The sequence below is a fragment of the Paenibacillus kribbensis genome, assembly GCF_001705305.1.
Taxonomy (GTDB): Bacteria; Bacillota; Bacilli; order Paenibacillales; family Paenibacillaceae; genus Paenibacillus; species Paenibacillus kribbensis_B.
In genome coordinates, this window is sequence record NZ_MCBP01000019.1 from 71064 (window position 1) to 95227 (window position 24164).

The 24164-nt window shown below is 50.1% G+C and carries 1 protein-coding gene, 1 rRNA gene and 1 pseudogene; 2 read left to right on the plus strand and 1 reads right to left on the minus strand.

Annotated elements, in window-relative coordinates; translation table 11 throughout:
- The first annotated feature begins 18 nt into the window (after nt 1-18).
- Nucleotides 19-22866 carry a non-ribosomal peptide synthetase gene (locus tag BAZ21_RS24950; protein WP_068505574.1) on the plus strand — a complete coding sequence of 7616 codons (22848 nt, stop codon included), beginning with the start codon at nt 19-21 and terminating at the stop codon, nt 22864-22866.
- A gap of 108 nt (nt 22867-22974) precedes the next feature.
- Here the strand turns inward: BAZ21_RS24950 and BAZ21_RS30150 are convergent.
- Nucleotides 22975-23313: pseudogene (locus BAZ21_RS30150) on the minus strand (alpha/beta hydrolase); the annotation flags it as partial.
- Between the two features lie 541 nt (nt 23314-23854).
- Between BAZ21_RS30150 and BAZ21_RS24960 the strand changes: the two are divergent.
- A 16S ribosomal RNA gene (locus BAZ21_RS24960) occupies nt 23855-24164 on the plus strand; the annotation flags it as partial.

The window sequence follows — 24164 nt, forward strand, 5'->3', positions numbered from 1 at the left end:
GAAATAGGAGTGAACGAGATGAATGACATGCAGTTATATGATTTGACAAATGCGCAAAAACGTATATGGTATACCGAATTACTCTATCCAGATACGTCAGTGTCACAGCTTTCCGGTACAGCCAAGATGAAGGGCCGTATCCATATCGCCGCCTTCATGCAGTCCATTCATTTGATTATCAAACAGTATGACGCGTTCCGCATTCGTATCACATCAGTGGATGGAGTGCCCCAGCAATATGTCGTTCCTTATGAAGAGAGACAGTTGGAATACCTGGATCTTACCCATTATGAAAATATATCTGAGGTAGAAACCTTACTAGAGCAGCACAAAAGGAAACCCTTGCCACTGCTGGATTCTGAACTCTTCCAGTTTTTGATTGTGAAGATTAGCGAGGAAGAGTTTTGGATTAATATCAAGATGCACCATATTATTTCTGACGGGATTTCTATGGTGATCTACGGCAATCAGCTGACAGAGTTTTACATGCAAATCATTCAAGGAAATGAACCAACGCTGAATGACGATTGCTCTTATATTCAATATATTGCAGAAGAGAACGAATACGAGCTTTCTGACAGATACCAAAAGGATAAGTCGTATTGGTTGGATAAATTTTCTGATTTGCCTGAGCTTACGGGTTGGAAATCCTATAATCCGTTATCTCTAAGCACCCAAGCCGTTCGAGAGCATTTTACCGTGCCAGAGGTGCTATATCATGAGCTACAGGCATTTTGCCAGCAGAACAGGATTTCCCTGTTTCAGTTCTTCATGGGTGTGATGTATATCTACATACACAAAGTGACGAATCAGCCGGATGTGGTGATTGGTACTTCGTTCGCTAACCGTGGGAATAAAAAAGAGAAGCAAAAGATCGGTATGTTCGTTAGTACGGCTGCAGCCAGAACACACGTCGAAAAGGACATGGATGTGCTGAGCTTCCTGCAGGAAGTAGCCAGGGATCAAATGTCAATCCTGCGGCATCAGAAATATCCATACAATCAGTTAATCCAGGATCTAAGAGAAATGCATGGCAACAAGGATATTCAGCGGCTTTTTGGCGTCTCCATGGAATACCGCCTTATCAATTGGGTTGATTTGGAAGACGTGCGCATTTTGACGGATTATGATTTCTGCGGCGACGAAGTGAATGATTTTGTGCTTCATATCGTGGAGATTCTGGATGAAGGCGAGCTGGTACTGGATGTCGATTACCGGGCAAAGCTGTTTGAACGCAGTGAAGTAACGGACATGGTTTCCCAGTTGCTTACGATCGCCGAGCAGATCATTCATACACCGCAGCTTTCCATCGCAGAGGTAACCCTGCTGGGAGAAGCGGACGAGCAATCCATTTTGGCTCTCTCGGAAGGGATTGTAGCTGATTATCCGCGTGAAAAGACAATTCATGGCTTATTCGAGGAACAAGCCGAGCGCACGCCAGATCATGTTGCCGTTCAGATGGGCGAGCAGTGCATTACATACCGAGCTCTCAATGAGCAGGCTAACCAGCTTGCGAGATATTTGCGCTCCGAGGGAGTGGGAGCAGATACGCTCGTAGGGATCATGGCCGACCGTTCCTTGGAGATGATCGTCGGCATTATGGCCATTTTGAAAGCAGGAGGTGCCTATGTACCGATTGATCCCGATTATCCTGAGGAACGTATCCATTATATGCTGGAGGATTCGGGAGTCCAGCTGTTGCTCACCCAAAGCCATCTGTGGGAGTGCACCACTTTTGACGGAAAGCATGTGAATCTGGACGAAGCTGCATCGTATCAAGGAGACGCTTCAAATCTGGAGAGCATTTCGGGTTCGAGTAATCTGGCCTATGTTATCTACACGTCGGGCACAACAGGCAAGCCGAAGGGAACGCTGATTGAGCATAAAAATGTAGTTCGGCTGCTCTTTAACGATCAAAATTTATTTGATTTCAGCGCTCAGGATACGTGGACGCTGTTCCATTCGTTCTGCTTCGATTTCTCTGTTTGGGAGATGTATGGAGCCCTTCTCTACGGAGGAAGATTGGTGATTGTTCCGTCTCTCACCGCCAAGAGCCCGGCAGCGTTCCTGGAGTTGTTGAAAGACAACAAAGTCACCATTTTGAATCAGACGCCGACGTACTTTTATCAGGTGATACAGGAAGAATTAGCTCACTCTTCGACAGAGCTTAGCCTTAGAAAAATCATTTTTGGTGGAGAGGCCTTAAGCCCATCTCTTCTGAGAAACTGGCGGGCTAAGTATCCTGATGTACAGCTGATTAATATGTACGGAATTACGGAAACAACGGTGCATGTCACCTACAAGGAAATCACGGAACATGAGATTGAAGCGGGGAAAAGCAATATTGGCAGTACGATTCCGACACTTAGTGCTTACATTTTCGATGAGCAAAGACGCCTGCAGCCTGTCGGGGTTCCGGGGGAGCTATACATCGCGGGTGACGGTCTGGCCCGAGGGTATTTGAACCGTCCAGAGTTGACGGCCGAGAAATTCGTAGAGCATCCGTTTCGGGCGGGAGAGCGGATGTACCGTACTGGAGATCTGGCCCGTTGGCTGCCTGATGGTAATATCGAATATTTGGGACGGATTGACCATCAGGTCAAAATTCGCGGCTACCGAATTGAGCTTGGCGAGGTGGAAGCCCAAATTCTCAAGGCTCCGAATGTACGGGAAACGATTATCCTTGCACGGGACGACGAACAGGGACAAAAATTGCTGTGCGCCTACTACGTAGCCTCCTCCGACCTTTCGCCGAGCGAATTAAGGTCTCAGCTGGCTGTGGAACTGCCAGCTTATATGATCCCCTCTTATTTTGTCCGGCTGGAGCAAATGCCGCTTACGCCAAATGGCAAGCTGGATCGCCGCGCGCTGCCAGCTCCTGAGGGCAGTGTACAATCCAGCGAGGATTATTTGTCTCCGAGAACTGCTGCGGAAGTGCAGCTGGCGCTAATCTGGCAGGATATTCTGGGAGTTGCCCGCGTGGGTATCAGAGATAATTTCTTTGAAATTGGTGGTCACTCGTTGCGGGCGACACTGCTCGTTTCGCGGATTCAGAAAGAGCTGGGATGCAGCATTTCGCTGCGTGAAGTGTTTCAGTCGCCTACGGTCGAGTCGCTAGCGCGACTGGTAAAAGAACGCATTCCAACCGTGTATGAATCCATTCCACAGGCGGAGGAAAGCGAAGCTTACCCCGTGTCCTCAGCGCAGAAGCGGTTATATGTGTTGAGACAAATGGACGGGGGAGAACTCAGCTACAATATGCCTGGGGCATTCACAGTGGATGGGCCATTGGATCGCGTTCGGCTGGAATCTGCGTTCCAGATGCTGATCCAGCGTCACGAATCCCTGAGAACCGGCTTCTTTATGAAGGATGGAGAGCTTGTTCAGCGTGTGCATAGGGAAGTGCCGTTCGCGTTGGACTACACAGAGGCTTCAGGGGAGGATGCGGATACGCTCATACGCAGCTTTATCCGTGCCTTTGATCTCAGCCAGGTCCCATTACTGCGTGTTGGCTTGGTGAAGCTGCAAGAGGAACGACATTTGTTGCTGTTTGATATGCATCACATCATTTCAGATGGGGTTTCTATTCAAATACTGGTGGAGGAACTCACTTCATTGTATCAAGGGGAACAGCTGCCAGAGCTGTACATCCAATACAAGGACTATGCTGTGTGGCAACAGGAACAGTCAGAGACTCAATGGCAAGAGCATGAAGCGTACTGGCTTCAGACCTTTGAAGGGGAGCTTCCGGTACTTGATTTACCTACAGACTTCCAAAGACCTTCTGTTCGAAGCTTCGAGGGTAGCCGAATTGATTTTACATTGGATGAGTTCGGCAATAAGGCATTACAAGAGCTTGCATCCCGTACAGGTACTACGCTGTATATGGTATTGCTGGCTGCTTATTCGGTGCTGCTGCACAAATATACGGGGCAGGAGGACATCATCGTAGGGTCTCCGGTGGCCGGAAGACCACAGGCTGAGCTTGAAGGTGTCATCGGGATGTTTGTCAATACACTGGGTATGCGCAGCTACCCGGCGGGAGATAAGACGTTTGATGATTATCTCCTCGAAATCAAGGAAACGGCGCTCAAGGCGTTCGAGCATCAGGACTATCCTTTGGAAAAACTGATTGAGAAGCTGGGTGTAGGACGTGATGTCAGCCGCAATCCACTCTTTGATACCCTGTTGGTATTGCAAAATACGGAGCAGGCAGAGCAGGACATGGGCGGGCTGCGCTTTACTCCTTACCTGCTGGAGAGCGTCACAGCCAAATTTGACCTATCCCTGAATGTGGAGGAGCAGGGGGCAGAGCTAGCTTTTGGTTTGGAGTATAGTACGGCTTTGTATCGGCAGGAGAGTGTAGAGCGACTTGCTATGCACTTGCTTCGGGTTCTGCATGCGGTTGCTGCGAATCCCCAGTTGAAGCTGGCGGAGATTGAGATGATCACACCGGAGGAGAAGGTACAGATCATTGAAGAATTTAACGCGACATCGGCTCCTTACCCAAGTGATAAGACGATTCACGAGCTGTTCACGGAACAAGTAAAGCGTACACCGGAGCAGACGGCGCTTGTATTCGGCGATGTTCGGCTAACCTACCTCGAATTGGAAGAGAAGGCGGGACGACTGGCCCAAACGCTGCGTCGGTTGGGAACGTTGAGGGAGCAGCCAGTGGCCGTGATGGGCGGACGAAGCATCGAGATGGTCATTGGTATGCTCGCGGTGCTTCAGGCCGGTGGAGCCTATGTGCCTATTGATCCCGACTACCCGGAAGATCGGGTTCGTTACATGCTCGATGATTCCGATGCCAAGCTAATGCTGGTACAAAAGGGCGAGTATGGAAATATAGACTACGGTATTCCGATTGTCGACCTTAGCAGTGAAGAGGCTTATGCAACTGAGCCTGCCCGGCCGGAGACTGCCCAGGGATCGCATGGACTTGCTTATGTCATCTATACATCGGGTACGACGGGTAGACCGAAGGGTGTTATGGTTGAACACCGGAACGTGGTCCGTCTGGTCAAGGAGACCAGCTACGTAGAGCTGAATGAATCCACACGAATTTTGCAGACAGGAGCCGTGGCCTTCGATGCTTCCACTTTCGAAATATGGGGAGCGCTGCTTAACGGCGGACAGCTCTATTTCGTGGAGAACGACGACATCCTGATTGCTGACAGGCTCAAAGCTGCCATTGCCTCGTACGGAATTACAACGCTGTGGCTCACTTCACCGCTTTTCAATCAGCTTTCATTGCAGGATGAGTACCTGTTCAGAGGGCTAAAAACATTACTCGTCGGCGGTGACGTGCTGTCTATATCTCATATGAACCGTGTGATCGAGGCCAATCCTGATCTTGTCCCTATCAATTGCTATGGTCCGACAGAGAATACGACCTTCTCCACCACCTACAAGATTCCGGGTCGCGCTGAAGGGGTAGTGCCGATTGGCCGCCCGATTAGCAACTCGACCGCTTATGTAGTCAATGGATCGCTTCAATTACAACCCATTGGTGCTTGGGGCGAACTGATTGTCGGCGGTGAAGGTATAGCGCGCGGATATCTCAATCGGCCTGATCTCACGGTAGAAAAATTTGTCCCTAGTCCTGTGAAGGACGGAGAGCCCTGCTACCGAACCGGCGATCTGGTACGCTGGCTTCCGGATGGAAATCTGGAATTTAAAGGGAGAATCGATGAACAGGTCAAAATACGCGGTTACCGCATCGAGCTCACCGAAATCGAGGCTCAACTGGCCAAGGTAGAGTCGGTCATCGACGCCGTAGTGGTCGTTCGCGCGGATGAGCTTGGAGAGAAGCAGCTTTGCGCTTATTATGTGGCGGATCGTATGCTCACGGCAGGAGATGTGCGTCTTGCATTATCGCAGGTACTACCGAGTTATATGATCCCGTCCTATTTTATGCAGCTGGATCGTATGCCACTAACGTCGAACGGAAAAGTGGACCGCAGGTCTCTGCCGGCTCCTCAAGTGGGTGCGCATACGGGGCGGAAGTATACGGCTCCCCGTACACCGGCCGAAGAAGCCTTGGCGTCTGTTTGGCAAGGGGTGCTGGGTGCCGAACAAGTGGGCATCCATGACAATTTCTTTGAATTGGGAGGAGACTCCATTAAGGCGATTCAGGTTTCGTCACGGCTACTGCAGGCTGGTTATCGGTTAGAGATGAAGGAGTTGTTCAAATCCCCAACGATTGCCGAACTGAGTGCGCAAATACAAACGGCTGTGCGCATGGCTGAGCAGGGAACTGTACGTGGATCGGCTTGCTTGACTCCAGTTCAACGATGGTTCTTTGAACGGAAGCAGGCAGAGCCCCATCACTTCAATCAAGCGGTTATGCTGTACCGTGAACAGGGATTTGAGGAAAAGACCTTGCACCATGTGCTGAGAAAACTCACCCAGCATCATGACGCCCTTCGGATGGTCTTTCGCCAGACAGAACATGGCTACGAGGCTTGGAATCGTGGTCTTGAAGAAGGAGAGCTGTATAGCCTGCTTACCGTTGATTTACGGAATGAATCGAATCCGGCCGCAGCCATCACAGCACTATCGGACGACATTCAGCGCAGCATCAATCTGGCAGAGGGTCCGCTGCTGAAGCTAGGGCTTTTCCATTGTCAGGATGGAGACCATCTCCTGATCGTGATCCACCATTTGGTGGTGGACGGAGTATCCTGGCGGATTTTGTTTGAGGATATCGCAGCGGGCTATGAACAGGTGACTCAAGGACAAGAACTGACATTCCCGCAGAAGACGGACTCCTTCCGTGACTGGGGTGATGCTCTTTCCCGTTATTCGGAAAGCCCGGAAATCGAAATTCACCGGGCGTATTGGAGAGAGCTGAAGGACGAGCAACTCGAACAGCTGCCGAAGGATGAGGCTGTAGAAAGCCTTCTTTTGCAGGATAGCGAAGTGGTAACAGCACAATGGACTGTAGAAGAAACCGATCAACTGTTGAGAAAAGCCCACCGAGCTTACCAAACGGAGACGAATGATCTGCTATTGGCCGCTCTGGGCATGGCGGTATCCAAGTGGTCTGGCATTGGGAAGATTGCTGTGAATCTCGAAGGTCACGGTCGTGAACCGATTATACCGAACATCGACATTACCCGTACCGTGGGCTGGTTTACTAGCCAGTATCCGGTGGTTTTAGACTTGGACGATGACCCGGAAGTGGCTGCCTTGATCAAGTCTGTGAAAGAAGGGCTGCGCCGAATTCCGCACAAAGGCATCGGATACGGGTTGCTTAGAACGATGGCGAGTCAGGTGGAGGACGCCGATAGCTTCAGCTTGCAGCCTGAGATTTCTTTTAACTATCTGGGGCAATTTGATCAGGATTTGCAAGGAAGCTCGTTGCAGATTTCTCCTTATCCGACCGGAAGCGCCCAAAGCTTGTTGGGGGAACCAGCCTATACGCTGGATATCAATGGCATGGTGACGGACGGGGCCCTGACTCTGACGATTACCTATAACGGAAAGCAGTATAAGTCATCTACGATGGAACAGCTCGCTGGATATATTGAAGAAAGCTTGCGGGAGCTTCTCCAGCATTGCGTAACCCAGGAAAGAACCGTATTGACACCAAGCGACGTGCTTGCGAAGGGTCTAAGCATTGCTGACCTTGAAGAGCTATCTAAGCAGACCAGCCACATAGGTGATATTGAGAATGTATACAGTCTGACGCCGATGCAGAAGGGCATGCTGTTTCATGATATGTTTGAGCCGCATACAGGTGCTTATTTTGAGCAGGCTGCCTTTGACTTTAAGGGGAGCTTTGACCCGGCCGCGTTTGGACACAGTCTGGATGCAGTAGTGGAGCGTCATGCCATCCTGCGCACGAACTTTTATAGCGGATGGGGTAGCGAGCCTTTGCAGGTTGTATTTCGGCACAGAGGCGCCAAACTGGTATATGAAGATCTGCGGGAGATGGACGCAACGCAGCGCGAAGCTTATTTGAAAACATTTGCTGCAAAGGACAAGGCCAAGGGCTTCAACCTGTCTGAAGATGAGCTTCTCCGTGTTTCGATTTTGTGTACAGGTGAAGCCAGCTTCCGTCTCTTGTGGAGCTTTCACCACATTGTCATGGATGGATGGTGTGTTCCGTTAATTACGCAGGAGGTGTTTGAACATTACTTTGCCCTCCTGGAAGGAAGAGAGCCTCAGCTGGCAGAGGTTCAGCCGTACAGTCGGTACATCGAATGGCTGGAACAGCAGGATGAAGAAGCTGCTGCTAACTATTGGAGCCGCTATCTGGCTGGTTATGACCAGCAGACGCTTTTACCTCAAGTCGGGGAAGCAAGTAAAGCGGAAGGGTATGTATCAGAAAAGCTGAATTACACCCTCGGCAGGGAATTGACCGGACGTCTGGAAAAGGTAGCCAGAGATGCTCATGTCACGATGAATATTTTGCTGCAGTCCATCTGGGGCATTGCGCTTCAACGTTATAACGGTAGCCGAGATGTCGTATACGGAAGTGTAGTATCAGGCAGACCAGCCGAAATTCCGGGCATTGATCGGATGATCGGTTTGTTCATCAATACGATTCCAGTTCGTGTGAAGACGGAGGAAAATCTCCCTTTCACAGTCCTGATGAAGCAGCAGCAGGAACAATATATGGCTTCTCATATGTATGACACCTACCCGCTGTTTGAGATCCAGGCTCAGACGGACCAGAAGCAGGATTTAATCTCACATATTATGGTATTTGAGAACTATCCTGTCGAGGAGGAGGTAGAGCGTCTGGGTAGTAGCGAAGCTGCCTTTGAGATTGAGGATGCTGAGCTTCTTGAGCAAACGAATTACGATTTTAATTTAATTATCCTGCCGGGTGAAGAGATGAGATTGCTATTCCAGTATAATACGCTCGTCTATGACTCATCCAATATTGAGCGAATCAGAGGACATCTGGTTCACCTTATGGAGCAGATTGTAGAAAATCCTGGAATATCCGTGGATGCTCTGGAGTTGATAACGCCGCAAGAGAGGGACCACATTCTAACCGTATTGAAAGATACCGTAGTCCCATATGTGCATTATGCCGAGCTTCATGCACAAGCACAGGCTGCACCCATTGGCGGACCTAACGCTAGCCCAAGTGTATATATTGTGGATGATCATTTCAGGCTGCTGCCTGTCGGCGTTGCTGGCGAGCTATGCATCGCAGGTGTTGAATTCGTGCAGGAGCATGATAACCATCCTGAGTTAACAGATGAGAAGTTTGTGGAAAGTCCATTTGCTCCAGGGGAGCGCATGTATCGTACGGGTGACTTGGCTCGTTGGTTGCCGGATGGCACGATCCAGCATTTGGGCCGGGTTGACCATCAGGTCAAAATCCGCGGCTACCGGGTCGAGCTGAGCGAGGTAGAAGCACAAATGCTCAAGGTGCAATCCGTTCAGGATGTTGTAGCCATGGCTGTGGAAGGTGATGACGGCTACAAGGATCTATTCGCTTACTTCGTAGCGGACCAAATGATTGAAATAAGTGAGTTGCGTGCGGTTCTATCTGAGCTGTTACCGGTGTATATGATTCCCTCCCACTTCGTACAATTGGACAATCCGCTGTTAACGCCAAGCGGAAAAATAGATCGAAAAGCATTGCAGGGAGAGCACGGATGGGCAGCTGCTTCATCTGTAGCTCCGAAGACACCTGTGGAAATTCAATTAGCTGGAATTTGGCAAGAAGTGTTGGGTGTAGAGAACGCGGGAGTGAAGGATAACTTCTTCCATTTTGGAGGTCACTCACTGCGTGCAGCCCTGCTAGTCTCGCGAATTCGCAAGGAAATGAACCGTGAGATAAGTTTGAGAGAGGTGTTCCAGTCCCCTACAATCGAAGGATTGGCTCATGCCATTGAGGGCTATACACCACTCGATTTTGAAGAAATTCCTGCGGCTGGACTGCGTGAGCACTACCCATTGTCCTCAGCCCAAAAACGACTGTTTATTCTAAGTCAACTGGAAGGCGGAGAGCTGAGCTACAATATGCCGGGTATCCTTACGGTTGAGGGACCCTTGGATCGGGAAAGGCTGGAGCAGGCATTCCGTAGTCTGATCCATCGTCATGGTTCTTTACGTACCCGTTTTGTGACTGTTAACGGCGAACCCGTACAGCAGATCCTGACGGATGTTTCGTTTACTGTGGAATATGCGGAATTGAGCGAGGAAGAGGCAGAAGCTTCCCTTCAGCAATTTGTCCGACCTTTTGATCTTGGCGAGGCTCCATTGCTGCGGGTCGGCCTCATTCGGATTGCGAATGAACGCCATTTACTGTTGTTTGACATGCATCATATTGTCTCTGATGGTGTTTCTATGAACATTCTCATAGAAGAGTTTCTCCACTTCTATCAAGAGGAGGATGTATTGCCAGCGCTACAGATTCAGTACACGGATTATGCAGTATGGCAGCAGGAGCAACTCGAAAGCGAACGTCTCCAAGCCCAGGAAGCTTATTGGCTGGATGCATTCCGCGGAAGCTTGCCAGTGCTGGATTTGCCGGGAGACGAAGTCCGTCCTGCGGTGCGAAGCTTTGCGGGGGATCGGATCGACTTCCATATTGATTCTTCTCTGAACGGTTCACTCCAGGAGCTGGCTACCCGGACGGGTTCAACGCTGTTCATGGTACTGCTGGCTGCTTATACAGCGCTCTTGCACAAGTATACGGGTCAGGAAGATGTCATTGTCGGCTCACCTGTGGCGGGAAGATCGCATGCGACACTCGAAGGCCTCATCGGTATGTTCGTCGGCACACTGGCACTGCGTACTTATCCAGAAGGTGAAAAGACCTTTGAGGCTTATTTGCAGGAAGTGAAGGAAACAGCGCTGCGGGCCTATGAAAACCAGGATTATCCGTTCGAGGAGCTGGTAGAAAAGCTGGAGCTTCAGCGTGACCTGAGCCGTAATCCGCTATTTGATACCATGTTTGTCCTGCAAAATATCGAGCAGGGAGAACAAGAAATAGAGGGATTGCGCTTTACTCCTTACGATAATGTACATCCTGCTGCCAAGTTCGACCTTACGCTGACCGTGAGTGAAGCGGAAGGAGCATTGAACTGCACGCTTGAGTACGCGACTGCGATCTACAAGCGAGAGACTGCTGAACGGATGGCAGGCCACTTTGTACAGCTGATTCAGGAAGCGACTGCCAATCCGGCAATGCCGTTGTCGTCCTTTGATATCGTGACACCTCAGGAAAAATCCAGGCTGATGCAGGAGTCGGCCGAAGCCAGAGCAGATTACCCTCGTGACAAGACGATTCATGCGCTGTTCGAGGAACAGGCTGCCCGTACTCCAAATGCAGTGGCAGTTGTTTGTGAAGATGCAGCCCTGTCTTACAGCGAGCTGAACGAACGGGCCAACGGACTTGCCAGAACGCTCCGCGAGCGTGGCCTCCAACCGGACGGTTTGGCTGGAATCATGGTGGATCGATCCCTTGAGATGGTCGTCGGGATCTTGGCCATTTTGAAGGCGGGTGGAGCTTACGTTCCTGTGGACCCTGAATATCCGGAGGACCGCATCCGCTTTATGCTTGAGGATTCAGGAGCCAAACTGCTGCTGACACAAGCGCATCTGGAGAAACATGTCTCCTTCGCCGGGGACATCGTAAACCTGGACGAGGCGGCTTCCTACAAGGAGGATGTCTCCAACCTGGAGCCTGCGGCCGGACCGGAGCATCTTGCCTACGTCATCTACACATCGGGTACGACGGGCAAGCCCAAGGGAACGCTGATCGAGCACAAAAATGTAGTTCGCCTGCTCTTTAATGATAAAAATTTGTTTGATTTCGGTCCTCAGGATACGTGGACACTGTTCCATTCATTCTGCTTTGATTTCTCCGTATGGGAGATGTACGGGGCATTGCTGAACGGAGGACGTCTGGTCATCGTTCCATCGCTCACAGCGAAGAGTCCGGATCAGTTCCTGCAATTGCTGAAAGACCAGAAGGTCACTGTTTTGAACCAGACGCCGACATACTTCTACCAGTTACTACAGGAAGAGCTTGGTCATCACGCGGCAGAGCTGAGCCTCCGCATGATTATTTTCGGAGGAGAGTCCTTAAGCCCGGCCTTGCTCAAGGACTGGAGAGCGAAGTACCCGCAAGTGCAGCTCATCAACATGTACGGCATTACCGAAACGACTGTACATGTAACCTATAAGGAAATTACAGAACTTGAAATTGAACAGGGCCGTAGCAATATCGGTACCACGATTCCGACGCTGCGTGCGTACATTCTGGATGAACAGCGCCGTCCACAGCCGATTGGCATTCCGGGTGAATTGTACGTGGCGGGCGAAGGTCTGGCGCGCGGCTACCTGAACCGACCGGAATTGACGGAAGAGAAGTTTGTCGCTCATCCGTTTGCAGCGGGCGAGCGTATGTACCGCTCGGGTGACTTGGCACGCTGGCTGCCGGATGGCAGCATGGAGTATTTGGGACGGATTGATCATCAGGTTAAAATCCGGGGCTACCGCATCGAGCTGGGCGAGGTGGAAGCGAAGCTGCTCCATGCTCCGTCTGTTAGGGAGGCGGTTGTGCTCGCCCGGGAGGATGGAAGTGGACAAAAGGTGCTTGTCGCCTATTTCACTGCCGACCAGATGCTTACGGTAAGCGAATTGAGAAAAGCCTTGGCTGCAGAGCTGCCGGCTTATATGATTCCGTCTTATTTCATGCAATTGGGGCAGATGCCATTGACACCAAATGGAAAGCTGGATCGCAAAGCGCTTCCGGCTCCAGAAGCCAATGTGCAGACCGGAGCGGTCTATGAGCCGCCAAGGACGAAGGCTGAGGAAGCTCTGGCGTCCGTATGGCAAGGTGTGCTGGGAGCGCAGCAGGTCGGTATCCATGATCATTTCTTCGATTTGGGCGGGGATTCCATCAAAGCGATCCAGGTATCCTCGAGATTGTTCCAGGCCGGGTATAAGCTAGAGATGAAGGATCTCTTCAAATATCCGACAATTGCCGAGCTGAGTCCGTATCTTCAGGCAGCCGGACGCACAACAGAACAGGGTGAAATCAAAGGTACAGCGGAGTTGATGCCAATTCAGCGGTGGTTCTTTGAACGCCATACAGCGGAGCCGCATCATTACAATCATGCTGTCATGCTTTATCGGAAAGATGGCTTTGATGAGGCCGCACTCCGGTTGACGATGACCCAAATTGCTACCCATCATGACGCGCTGCGTATGGTTTTCCGTCCTACAGAAACCGGGTATACAGCCTGGAATCGGGGAATTGACGAAGGCGAGCTCTACACATTGGACATCTTCGATGTGCGACAGGCAGCAGACCAGACGGCTGCCGTTCAAGCCAAAGCAGATGCCATCCAGGCAAGCTTCCATTTGGAGGATGGCCCACTGTTTAAGCTAGGCCTGTTCCATTGTGAAGATGGCGACCATTTGTTAATTGTCATTCACCACCTCTTGGTAGATGGTGTATCCTGGCGCATCCTGTTCGAGGACATCGCGGCGGGATACGAGCAGGCGTTGAAAGGACAAGCAATCGTTCTTCCACAAAAGACCGATTCGTATCTTGTATGGTCTGAGCAAGCGGCGAAGTATGCAGCAGGGCCTGCTCTGGACAAGGAGCGTGCATACTGGAAGCAGATCGAGGAGACGATTTTAGCTCCATTGCCGAAGGATAAGGATCAGGCGCCGGGCACTATTCGGGATAATGAGTCCGTAACAGTAACATGGTCTGCTGAAGAAACAGACCTGCTGCTGCGACAAGCGAACCGCGCGTATCATACGGAGACGAATGATTTGCTCTTGACTGCTCTGGGGGCAGCCATTCAGCGCTGGACAGGCATGGAACAGATTTTGGTCAACCTTGAAGGGCATGGACGGGAAATGATCATACCAGAACTGGATATTACCCGTACCGTGGGCTGGTTTACAACCCAGTATCCGGTTCTGCTGAGCGTTCAAAACGGACAGGAAGTATCTGCACGAATCAAGCGTATCAAAGAGAATTTGCGGCAGGTTCCGCACAAAGGAATCGGCTACGGACTTCTGAAGTATATGGCACCAGAGAAAAGGTTCGGGTTTGGCGTAGAGCCGGAGATTTCCTTCAACTATCTTGGACAGTTTGATCAGGATTTGGAGGGTAACGCCCTTAGCCTATCCACACATTCAGTCGGTAAGGCGCTCAGCGATCACACACCACAGCAATATGCTCTGGATGTGAATGGCATGATAGCCGAAGGTCAGCTATCACTGACGATTACGTACAGTAGCAGGCAGTATCGCAAGGAAACGGTGAATCATTTTGCTGAATTACTACAGTCAAGTCTCAGCGAGGTCATCCGGCATTGTGTGACTCAGGAGCGTTCACAGCTTACACCAAGTGATGTTCTGTTCCCGGGATTAACACTGGAGCAGCTAGATCAAGTCACAGCGCAGACGGCCCACATTGGAGAGATTGAGGATGTGTACAAGCTGACGCCAATGCAGAAGGGGATGCTGTTTCACAGCCTGATGGAGCCGGATTCCTCTTCATACTTTGAGCAGGCTACGTTCGAGCTGCGGGGCAGCTTCGATGTAGATGCCTTCTTCGAGAGCTTCCAGGCTTTGGTGCAGAGACATGCCATACTGCGTACTGGCTTTTACAACAACATCGGTGATTTACCGCTGCAAGTCGTCTTTAAGCAACGGCCAATCCCTCTGCAATACGTAGATTTGCGTGCCGCAACGTTGCAGGAGCAAGAAGCCCAGATCAAGGCTTACACTGCTGAGGATATGGCTAAAGGGTTCAGCTTGTCGGAAGACCCGCTGATGCGAGTGACCGTCTTGCAAACGGATCAAAGCTCCCTGGTGTTATGGAGCTTCCATCATATTGTTATGGATGGCTGGTGCATCCCGATTATTACACAGGAGCTGTTCGATTATTATTCTGCCCTGCGACAGCAAGTACAGCCTGTGTTGCCGCCAGCTCAGCCGTATAGCCGTTATATTGAGTGGCTGGATGCACAGGACGATGAAGAAGCTTTAACGTATTGGAGCCAATACCTCGAAGACTATGACGGGAATACCGTATTGCCGGAAGGCAAAACGAAATCCCAGGCTAAAGAAGCGGGCTACGTTCTGAATGAGCATGTTCTCCATTTGGGTGCATCCTTGACCCGTAAAATGGATGTTGTCGCGAAGCGCAATCATGTGACTGTCAACACACTCATGCAGACAGCCTGGGGACTGATTCTCCAACATTACAATGCAAGCTCGGATGTGGTTTTCGGTGGCGTTGTATCGGGTAGACCGACTGAGATTGCAGGGATCGAAAATATGGTGGGTCTGTTCATTAACACAGTACCTATCCGTGTACAGTCATCCAAGGACGAAGCCTTTGTCGAGGTCATGAAACGTACACAGGCACAATCGCTGGCAGGCCGTGCTTACGATACCTATCCACTGTACGAGATTCAGGGGCAAACGGCCCAGAAGCAGGATCTGATTTCTCATATTATGATCTTTGAAAATTATCCGCTCGACGAACAGGTGGAACAGTCCGGCAATCAAAATGAAGACAATCTCGAAGTCGCGAACTTTACCATGTTTGAACAAACCAACTACGACTTTAACCTGGTTGTGATTCCAGGCGAGGATATCAAGGTCTGCATTCGTTACAACGCTGTGGTTTATGAGCAGGACAGTATTGCGCGAATCGGAGGGCATTTGTTGCAAATGCTTGATCAGGTAGCTACTCGTCCGCAAGCGACCATAGAGGAACTGGAGATTGTAACATCGGAGGAACGGACGAAACTGCTTGACTGGGGCGGCAAAGCCCACACTTATCCAAGTGATCAGGGTCTGCATACCTTGTTTGAGGAACAGGTTGTCCGTACGCCGGATAAGATCGCGGCTATAGATGGCGACGTCCAGATCACTTATCGTGAGCTGAACGAGCAGGCCAACAGGCTGGCCTCTACCTTGATAGCTCAGGGCCTGCAAAGTGAAAAAGTGGTGGGTCTGTTAGCGGATCGGTCTGTGGAGCTGCTTGTCGCCATCATGGGTGTGCTCAAAGCGGGCGGAGCCTACGTACCTATTGATCCTGAATATCCACAGGAACGGATTCAGTATATTCTAAAGGATTCCGGCGCTGAGATTCTGCTCACACAGAGTCACCTGACAGAGTTGGCTTCCTTTGAGGGAACGGTTATGGAATTGGATTCCCCGCATATCTACGGGAACGTAACGGATAACCCTAATTTGTCCGTAAGAGGAAACGATCTGGTGTATTTAATCTATACCTCCGGCACAACAGGAAATCCGAAGGGAACCATGATTAACCACAAAGGGATCGTGAATTACATCTGGTGGGCCAATAAGGTCTATTGTGCTGGGAAACCAACGGATTTCCCGCTCTACTCATCCATTTCGTTTGACCTGACGCTCACGTCTATTTTCACTCCATTAATTAACGGAGGATTAGTACGGATTTATGATGGTATAGATAAAGCGGAGGTTGTACAGCATATTTTGCGCGAAAATGCGGTGGATATTCTCAAGCTGACGCCGACTCATCTCAGTCTGATCAAGGATATGACCATTCCGGCGAAAAGCCGCATTCAGCAGCTCATTGTAGGTGGAGAGAATTTGACCACGCATTTGTCAAAAACCATCACCGATCTCTTTGGTGGCAACATCAAAATCTACAATGAATACGGTCCAACCGAAACGGTCGTCGGCTGCATGATTCACCTGTACGATCCTGTGAAGGATACACGTGAATCCGTACCTATTGGATTGCCGGCAGACAATATATATATCCATATCCTGGATGAACAGCTTCGTCTCGTACCGTTAGGCGTGGAGGGTGAGATGTACATCGCCGGGGACGGGGTAGCCCGTGGATACCTGAACCGTCCTGAACTTACCGCAGAAAAATTCATTAGAGACCCGTTTGCTGTGGAAGGAAATATGTATCGAACCGGGGATTTGGCTCGTCGCCTTCCTAATGGAGACATTGAATACATTGGACGTATTGACCATCAAGTTAAAATACGGGGCTACCGTATTGAGCTTGGCGAGATTGAGGCCAAGCTGCTGGATATTCCACTTGTCGAGGAAGCTCTCGTTGTCGCGTGGGCAGATGCTCATGGGCAGAAATCGCTGTGTGCTTACTTCGTAGCTGATCGTGAAATGTCTGTTAGCGAGCTAAGAAACGAACTGTCTGCCGGACTGCCTGCGTATATGATTCCGTCTTACTTTGTCCAACTGGACGCGATGCCTTTGACACCGAATGGCAAGCTGGACCGTAAGGCGCTGCCTGAACCGAGCTCAGGTGTGAAGGCGGGCGCAGCGTTTACTGCTCCGCGGACAGATGTGGAGAACATTTTGGCTTCGATTTGGCAAGGTGTGCTCGGCGTGCCGCTTGTCGGCATACATGACAATTTCTTTGAGCTTGGAGGCGACTCGATCAAATCCATTCAAGTATCTTCAAGGCTTCTCCAAGCAGGCTATAAGCTTGAGATGAAGGATTTGTTCAGCTATCCGACAGTTGCGGAGCTGGCCCAGCGCGTTAGCACAGTCAGCCGAATTGCAGATCAGGGCGAGGTACACGGAGCGGTGAGACTGGGACCTGCCCAGCGCAGATTTTTCGACGAGCAGTCGACGGACCTGCACCATTTCAATCAGTCGGTCATGTTGTACCGTCGGGAAGGCTTCAATATCGATGCGCTCGCAGAAGTTGTTCGGACAATTGCAGAGCATCATGATGCTCTGCGACTGGTATTCCGCCAAGGAGAGCGTGGATTTGAAGCTTGGAACCGCGGCTTAAGTGAGGGTGAGCTCTATAGCCTCCAGATCCATGATCTGCAGGATGAAACAGACCCGGCTTCGGCCATAGAAGCTGGTGTGGAAGCCATTCAGCGCAGCATCTCTCTGGAGGATGGACCTCTCTTTAGACTGGGTCTGTTCCGCTGTGCGGACGGCGAACATCTGTTGATCGTTATTCATCATCTGGCTGTTGATGGCGTATCCTGGCGCATTCTCTTTGAGGACCTGCAGGAAGGCTACGAGCAGGCCGCACGCGGGGAAGCGGTCAAGCTTCCGCAGAAGACGGATTCATACCGTGCATGGGTTGATGGAATCACACAATATGCGAGCAGTCCGGCGGCTGAACAAGAACGCAGCTATTGGGTAGAGGTAGAAGGAGACGGCTTTGTCCCTCTTCCAAAAGACCAGGTAGACGGCGCTCTTCTCATCAAAGACAGCAAGACTGTGACGGTGAGCTGGTCACCAGAAGAGACAGAGCAATTCCTAAAAGAAGCGAACCGCACTTACAACACGGAAGTGAACGATCTGCTCCTGACGGCCCTTGGTATGGCTGTTCACGAGTGGACGGGAATCGAGCGTGTAGGCATCCTCCTGGAAGGGCATGGCCGGGAGCCAGTTGTACCGGAACTGGATATCACTCGTACAATAGGCTGGTTTACAAGTCTGTACCCTGTCGACCTTGACATGAGAGGCGAGCTGGAGATCGGCGCCAGAATCAAGCGCGTCAAGGAAGGATTGCGTCGTATTCCTAACAAAGGTGTCGGATATGGTATTTTGAAATATCTGGGCGACACATCAGATGCTTCCCTCTTCACGGCAGAACCGGAGATTATCTTCAACTACCTGGGGCAGTTCGATCAGGATCTTGCAGGGGGAACGATGGAGGTATCATCCTACTCGACAGGACCTGAGGTCAGTGAACAGATGGTGCAGCATCAGACATTGAACATTAATGGATTGATTGCCGAAGGACAACTTCAACTTTCGGTCAGCTATAACCATCAGCAGTTCCACACGGAGTCGGTAGAAAAGTTTGTCGGCATCTTGAAGAACCATCTCAGCGAAGTCATTGGACATTGTGTACGCAAGGAAAGAACGGAGCTTACACCAAGCGATGTACTCCTCCGAGATATCACCTTGGAGAAAATCGAGGAGCTGGAAGAGCAGACACGACATATCGGCAGTATTGAAAATATGTATAAACTGACGCCGATGCAAAAGGGAATGTTGTTCCATAGTTTGCTGGAGCCTCATTCGGAAGTCTATTTCGAGCAGGCCAAATTTGAAATTCAGGGAGCATTCTATCCTGAGGATTTCAAACGCAGCTTAAAGCATCTGATGAAACGGCATGCCATTTTGAGAACGAATTTCCATGCCGGATGGGGTGATTTCCCTATACAGATTGTGTTCAAAGAAAGAGCATGTGACTTCGTATACGAGGACCTGCACGAGCTGGAATCCGGTGAAATTGAAGCGCGTCTTGCAGCTTATATTGCTCAGGACAAAGCAAGAGGCTTCGATCTTGCTAATGAAGCGTTGCTGCGTGTTGCGATTCTGCGGACAGCAGAAGAGGCTTATCATTTGCTGTGGAGCTCTCATCACATCATTTTGGATGGCTGGTGTATGCCGCTTGTGCTTCAGGAAGTGTTTGAAACGTATGGGGCTTTGCGTGAGCAAAGAGAGCCTGAACTTCCTGCTGCTGTATCGTACAGCCAGTATATTCAATGGCTGGAGGAGCAAGGTGAGGAAGAGGCATCCTCTTACTGGAGAGGATATCTGGAAGGATACGATCAGCAGACGAAGCTGCCGCAGGCGACAACACAGTCATCGGCAAAAGCAGAAGCAGAAGCCTACGTCTCGGAGAAGCTTGTATTCACGTTGGATGCGGAACTGACCGAGCGGCTGGAACAAGTGGCCAAGCAGCACCAAGTGACGATGAATACGCTGATGCAAGCAGCCTGGGGAATCGTGTTGCAGCGCTACAATAGAAGTCAGGATGTCGTCTTCGGAAGTGTGGTATCGGGAAGACCTGCCGAGATTCCGGGTATTGAAAGCATGATCGGTCTCTTCATTAATACGGTTCCGGTTCGAATACAGGCTGAAGGAAGCGATACGTTCTCCGATGTGATGAAAAGACAGCAAGAATTATATTTGGCAGGACATGCTTATGATTCCTATCCGTTATATGAGATTCAAGCGCAGAGCGAACAGAAGCAAGATTTGATTTCTCATATTATGGTGTTCGAAAATTATCCGGTAGAAGAGCATCTGGAAGAGAAGATTGCCAGTGAAGAGGCTGAATACAAAATTACGGATGTTCAAATGTTTGAACAGACGAATTATGATTTTAACCTCATTGTGCTGCCGGGCCGTAATCTGGAGTTCTTGTACCGTTACAATGCCCGTGTCTATGATCTGGAGAGCGTGGAACGGATGCAAGGTCATCTAACGAAAATTCTGGAAACCGTATCTGTTCAGCCTGCCATCTGTATTGATGAGCTGGATTTGATCACGCCAGAAGAGAAATCGCAGATTATAGAGGTGTGGGGCGATACAGCAGCTCCTTATCCGCGTGAGAAGACCCTTCACGGCATATTTGAGGAAAAAGCGGAGCTCACACCGGATCGAGCAGCCCTTATTTACGGTGAAACGGAGCTTACCTACAGAGAGCTGCATCAGCAGGCGAACCGTCTTGCACGTACGCTGCGTGCTCAAGGGGTTCAACCGGATCAGCCGGTCGGCATCATGGTTGAGCGCTCGCTTGAGATGATCATTGGCATCCATGCCATTCTGAAAGCGGGTGGGGCTTATGTACCAATTGATCCGGAGTTCCCGGAAGAGCGTATTCGCCACATGCTGGAGGACTCGGGAGCGAAGCTTCTGCTGACGAAGAATCATCTTAAAGATCGTTTTCCGTTCACTGGCACGATCCTGGCACTTGATGATCCGCAGGCATATCATGCTGATAGCTCGAATCTGGAGCCAATCGCGGGGCCGGAGCATCTGGCGTATATCATTTACACGTCAGGTTCGACCGGCAAGCCGAAAGGTGTAATGATTGAGCATCGCTCTGCCGTTCATACGCTGAGCCAGTTGGAAGCTGAATATCCGATGTTGGAAGGCGACCGATTCCTGCTCAAAACGACATTCACATTTGACTTCTCCGTACCGGAGCTGTTCTGCTGGTTCTTTGGGCAGGGAACTCTCGTGATCCTGCCGCAGGGCGCGGACAAAGACCCGTTGGCACTGCTGGAGGCCGTGAATACAAACCGTATCACGCATCTCAATCTGGTACCGTCGATGCTCAGTGTTCTCGTTCAATATTTGAAAGAAAGCGGCACCCAGGGATTCCTTACGCTGAAATATCTGTTTGCCTGCGGCGAGACGCTGCCTGTCAAACTTGTGGAAGAGTACTATAAAGTATCTCCATACGCAGTATTGGAAAACATTTATGGTCCTACCGAAGCGGCTGTATATGCGACGCGATATACAACGAGCCCTGAGACTGCTGCTCTAACGCATGTACCTATCGGTAAATCGTACGCTAACGTCCAAGTATGGATGATGGACAGTGCTTCTCAGGTATCACCTGTAGGTGTGCCAGGAGAGCTCTGCATTGCAGGCGAAGGGGTAGCGCGGGGGTACTTCAATCAGCCGGACCTGACGGCAGAGAAGTTCATTCCTCACCCGTACAAGCCGGGAGCACGGATTTACCGAACAGGCGATTTGGCACGATGGCTGCCAGACGGGAATATTGAGTATTTGGGGCGGATCGATCACCAGGTAAAAATCCGGGGTTACCGCATTGAACTGGGAGAAGTGGAAGCACAAATTCTTAAAGTGCCGTCTGTGCAGGAAGCGGTCGTCCTTGCACTGGCTGACGCCACTGGAAGCACTCAGCTTTGCGCATACTTTGTGGCCGAGGAGGGAGTAGCAGCGGGCGTGTTACGTGAGGCACTGGCCAGCGAGCTGCCAAGCTACATGATTCCGACTGCTTTCGTACAGTTGGCGCAAATGCCGCTGAATCCGAACGGCAAATTGGATCGCAAAGCGCTGCCGGCACCGGAAGCACTTCTGCGGAGCACAGCGGAGTATATCCCGCCGCGTACACCGACAGAAGTAGAACTGGCGCAGATTTGGACCGAGGTACTCGGCGTGCAGGAAATCGGAGTCAAGGATCATTTCTTCGAGCTTGGGGGCCATTCCCTGAAAGTGTTGGGATTGATCCAGAAAATCTCTTCCAGCATGGGCGTACAGCTCCCGCTCCAGCTCGTGTTCAATCTTCCGACTGTGGAGGAAATGGCACATGAAATTTCCAAACTACGGGCAAAAGCTGCTTCTGACGAAGAAGAAATAGAAATTCTTCATTTTCCAGGGAAGGGAGCTCTCAAAGTGTTTTGCTTCCCTCCTCGGGTCGGCTACTCTCTGGGGTACTATGAGATGGCCAGAGAGCTGGAAGGACATTGTGAAGTATACGGGTTCGAATTTATCGGCGATCATGTTCAAGGTCAAGATATGCTGGATCGATATGTGGATGCCATCACGGGTATTCAAGCAGAGGGCCCATATGTATTCCTGGGATACTCACTCGGAGGAAACCTTGCCTTCGAGGTGGCCAAAGCCATGGAAAGCCAAGGTCACCATGTCAGCGACCTCATAATGGTGGATGCTATGAGAAAGATGTCCAAGGATGAATCGACACCGAAACAGCTTGAAGAGATTGTCGAGGTGGTACTGGACAGCATTGGGGACCAGTATAAATCATTCCTCGCCGATCCAGCTGACAGGGAGCGAGTCAAAGACAAAATGTTGATTTACTCCATCTACCGGAATGAGCTTATTAACGCAGGTGAAGTTCAGGCGAATATCCATGCCTTGGTTGCAGAGGACGATAGTATTGGTCCAGTAACATCAACAGATAAACTGCTATGGCAACAGGCGACGCTTGGTCAATACGAAGAATACGGAGTCATCGGTACGCACGATGTGCTGCTTGATTCCGGTTATGCTGGGGAAAATGCTAAAGTGCTGAGACATATACTGGGCAAGGTTGCAGAAGCATCTTCTAAAAACAAGCCTATTTTGTCCTAAGATCAATCAACGAGAATAGTATTGGGCAGCAAAGACGCCCGGGTTCCTTTATATAGGAGAAACCCGGGCGTCTTTTGTGTTTTGTATCGCCATAAACATATTAAGTCTCTAATCATCTGTCTTTGATCTAGCAACGATTGATTGAGGGTGACTATTATTGGAGATTAGTCCACGGATGACTTGAATGACAAGCTCGGGCTGATCATGGATAATCATATGGTCACTCTTCTTGGCAACAATAAATTTGCTGTTTGTAGAGATGTTGAGCATCTCACGCTGCCCAATCTGCCAGCTTTGTTCGATCTGATCATTTCCGCATTTACTAATACCGAACTGAGTCAAGTTTTGCTGAATGCCCCGGGTAATCACACGCACAGGGAGGTTTCCCAAATGCTGCCCACGTATGGCATTTTCGGTTATGTTCGCCAGATCCCCCTCCTCGAAGATCTACTCCTTTATACTATTAATTAATCAACAGCCAATGTCATATGAAACAAAATTGCTTTTGTGTGGTTTGTAGCTTGCTGAAGATTTCAGGTAAAGCATCAAAATGAAGTTCGTATTATCCGTCTATTCTCTATCAAAAGGGTGGTCATTATAGAGATGGTTCTCTCATATCATTTTTTACCCATCCTTTCTTTGTGAAATCACCAAACGCGTCATTTTAGGGCGATAAAACAATTTAATAAAAAAGCTTGCATTTAAATATTCAGTATGGTATATTCTAATTCCGGCCAAGAAATACGATATTGCGAGTGAAGGCTACAAAAAAGAATTAAAAAAAAGCTTGCGAAATTGGTTCGGATATGATATGATATAAAAGTTGATGAGGCGACGAGTTGAGTCAACGAAAAAGAAATGTTTGATCTTTGAAAACTGAACAACGAGTGAGTAATGATTTTGTTCGCAAAATCAACAATGAGATATTTTATCTCGTCAGATTCAAAATGAGCTAATCGCTCTTTCTATAACCAACCTCGGTTGGTCTTTAATGGAGAGTTTGATCCTGGCTCAGGACGAACGCTGGCGGCGTGCCTAATACATGCAAGTCGAGCGGGGTTATGTAGAAGCTTGCTTCTACATAACCTAGCGGCGGACGGGTGAGTAACACGTAGGCAACCTGCCCACAAGACAGGGATAACTACCGGAAACGGTAGCTAATACCCGATAGATCTTTTTCCTGCATGGGAGAAGGAAGAAAGACGGAGTAATCTGTCACTTGTGGATGGGCCTGCGGCGCATTAGCTAGTTGGTGGGGTAAAGGCCTACCAAGGCGACGATGCGTAGCCGACCTGAGA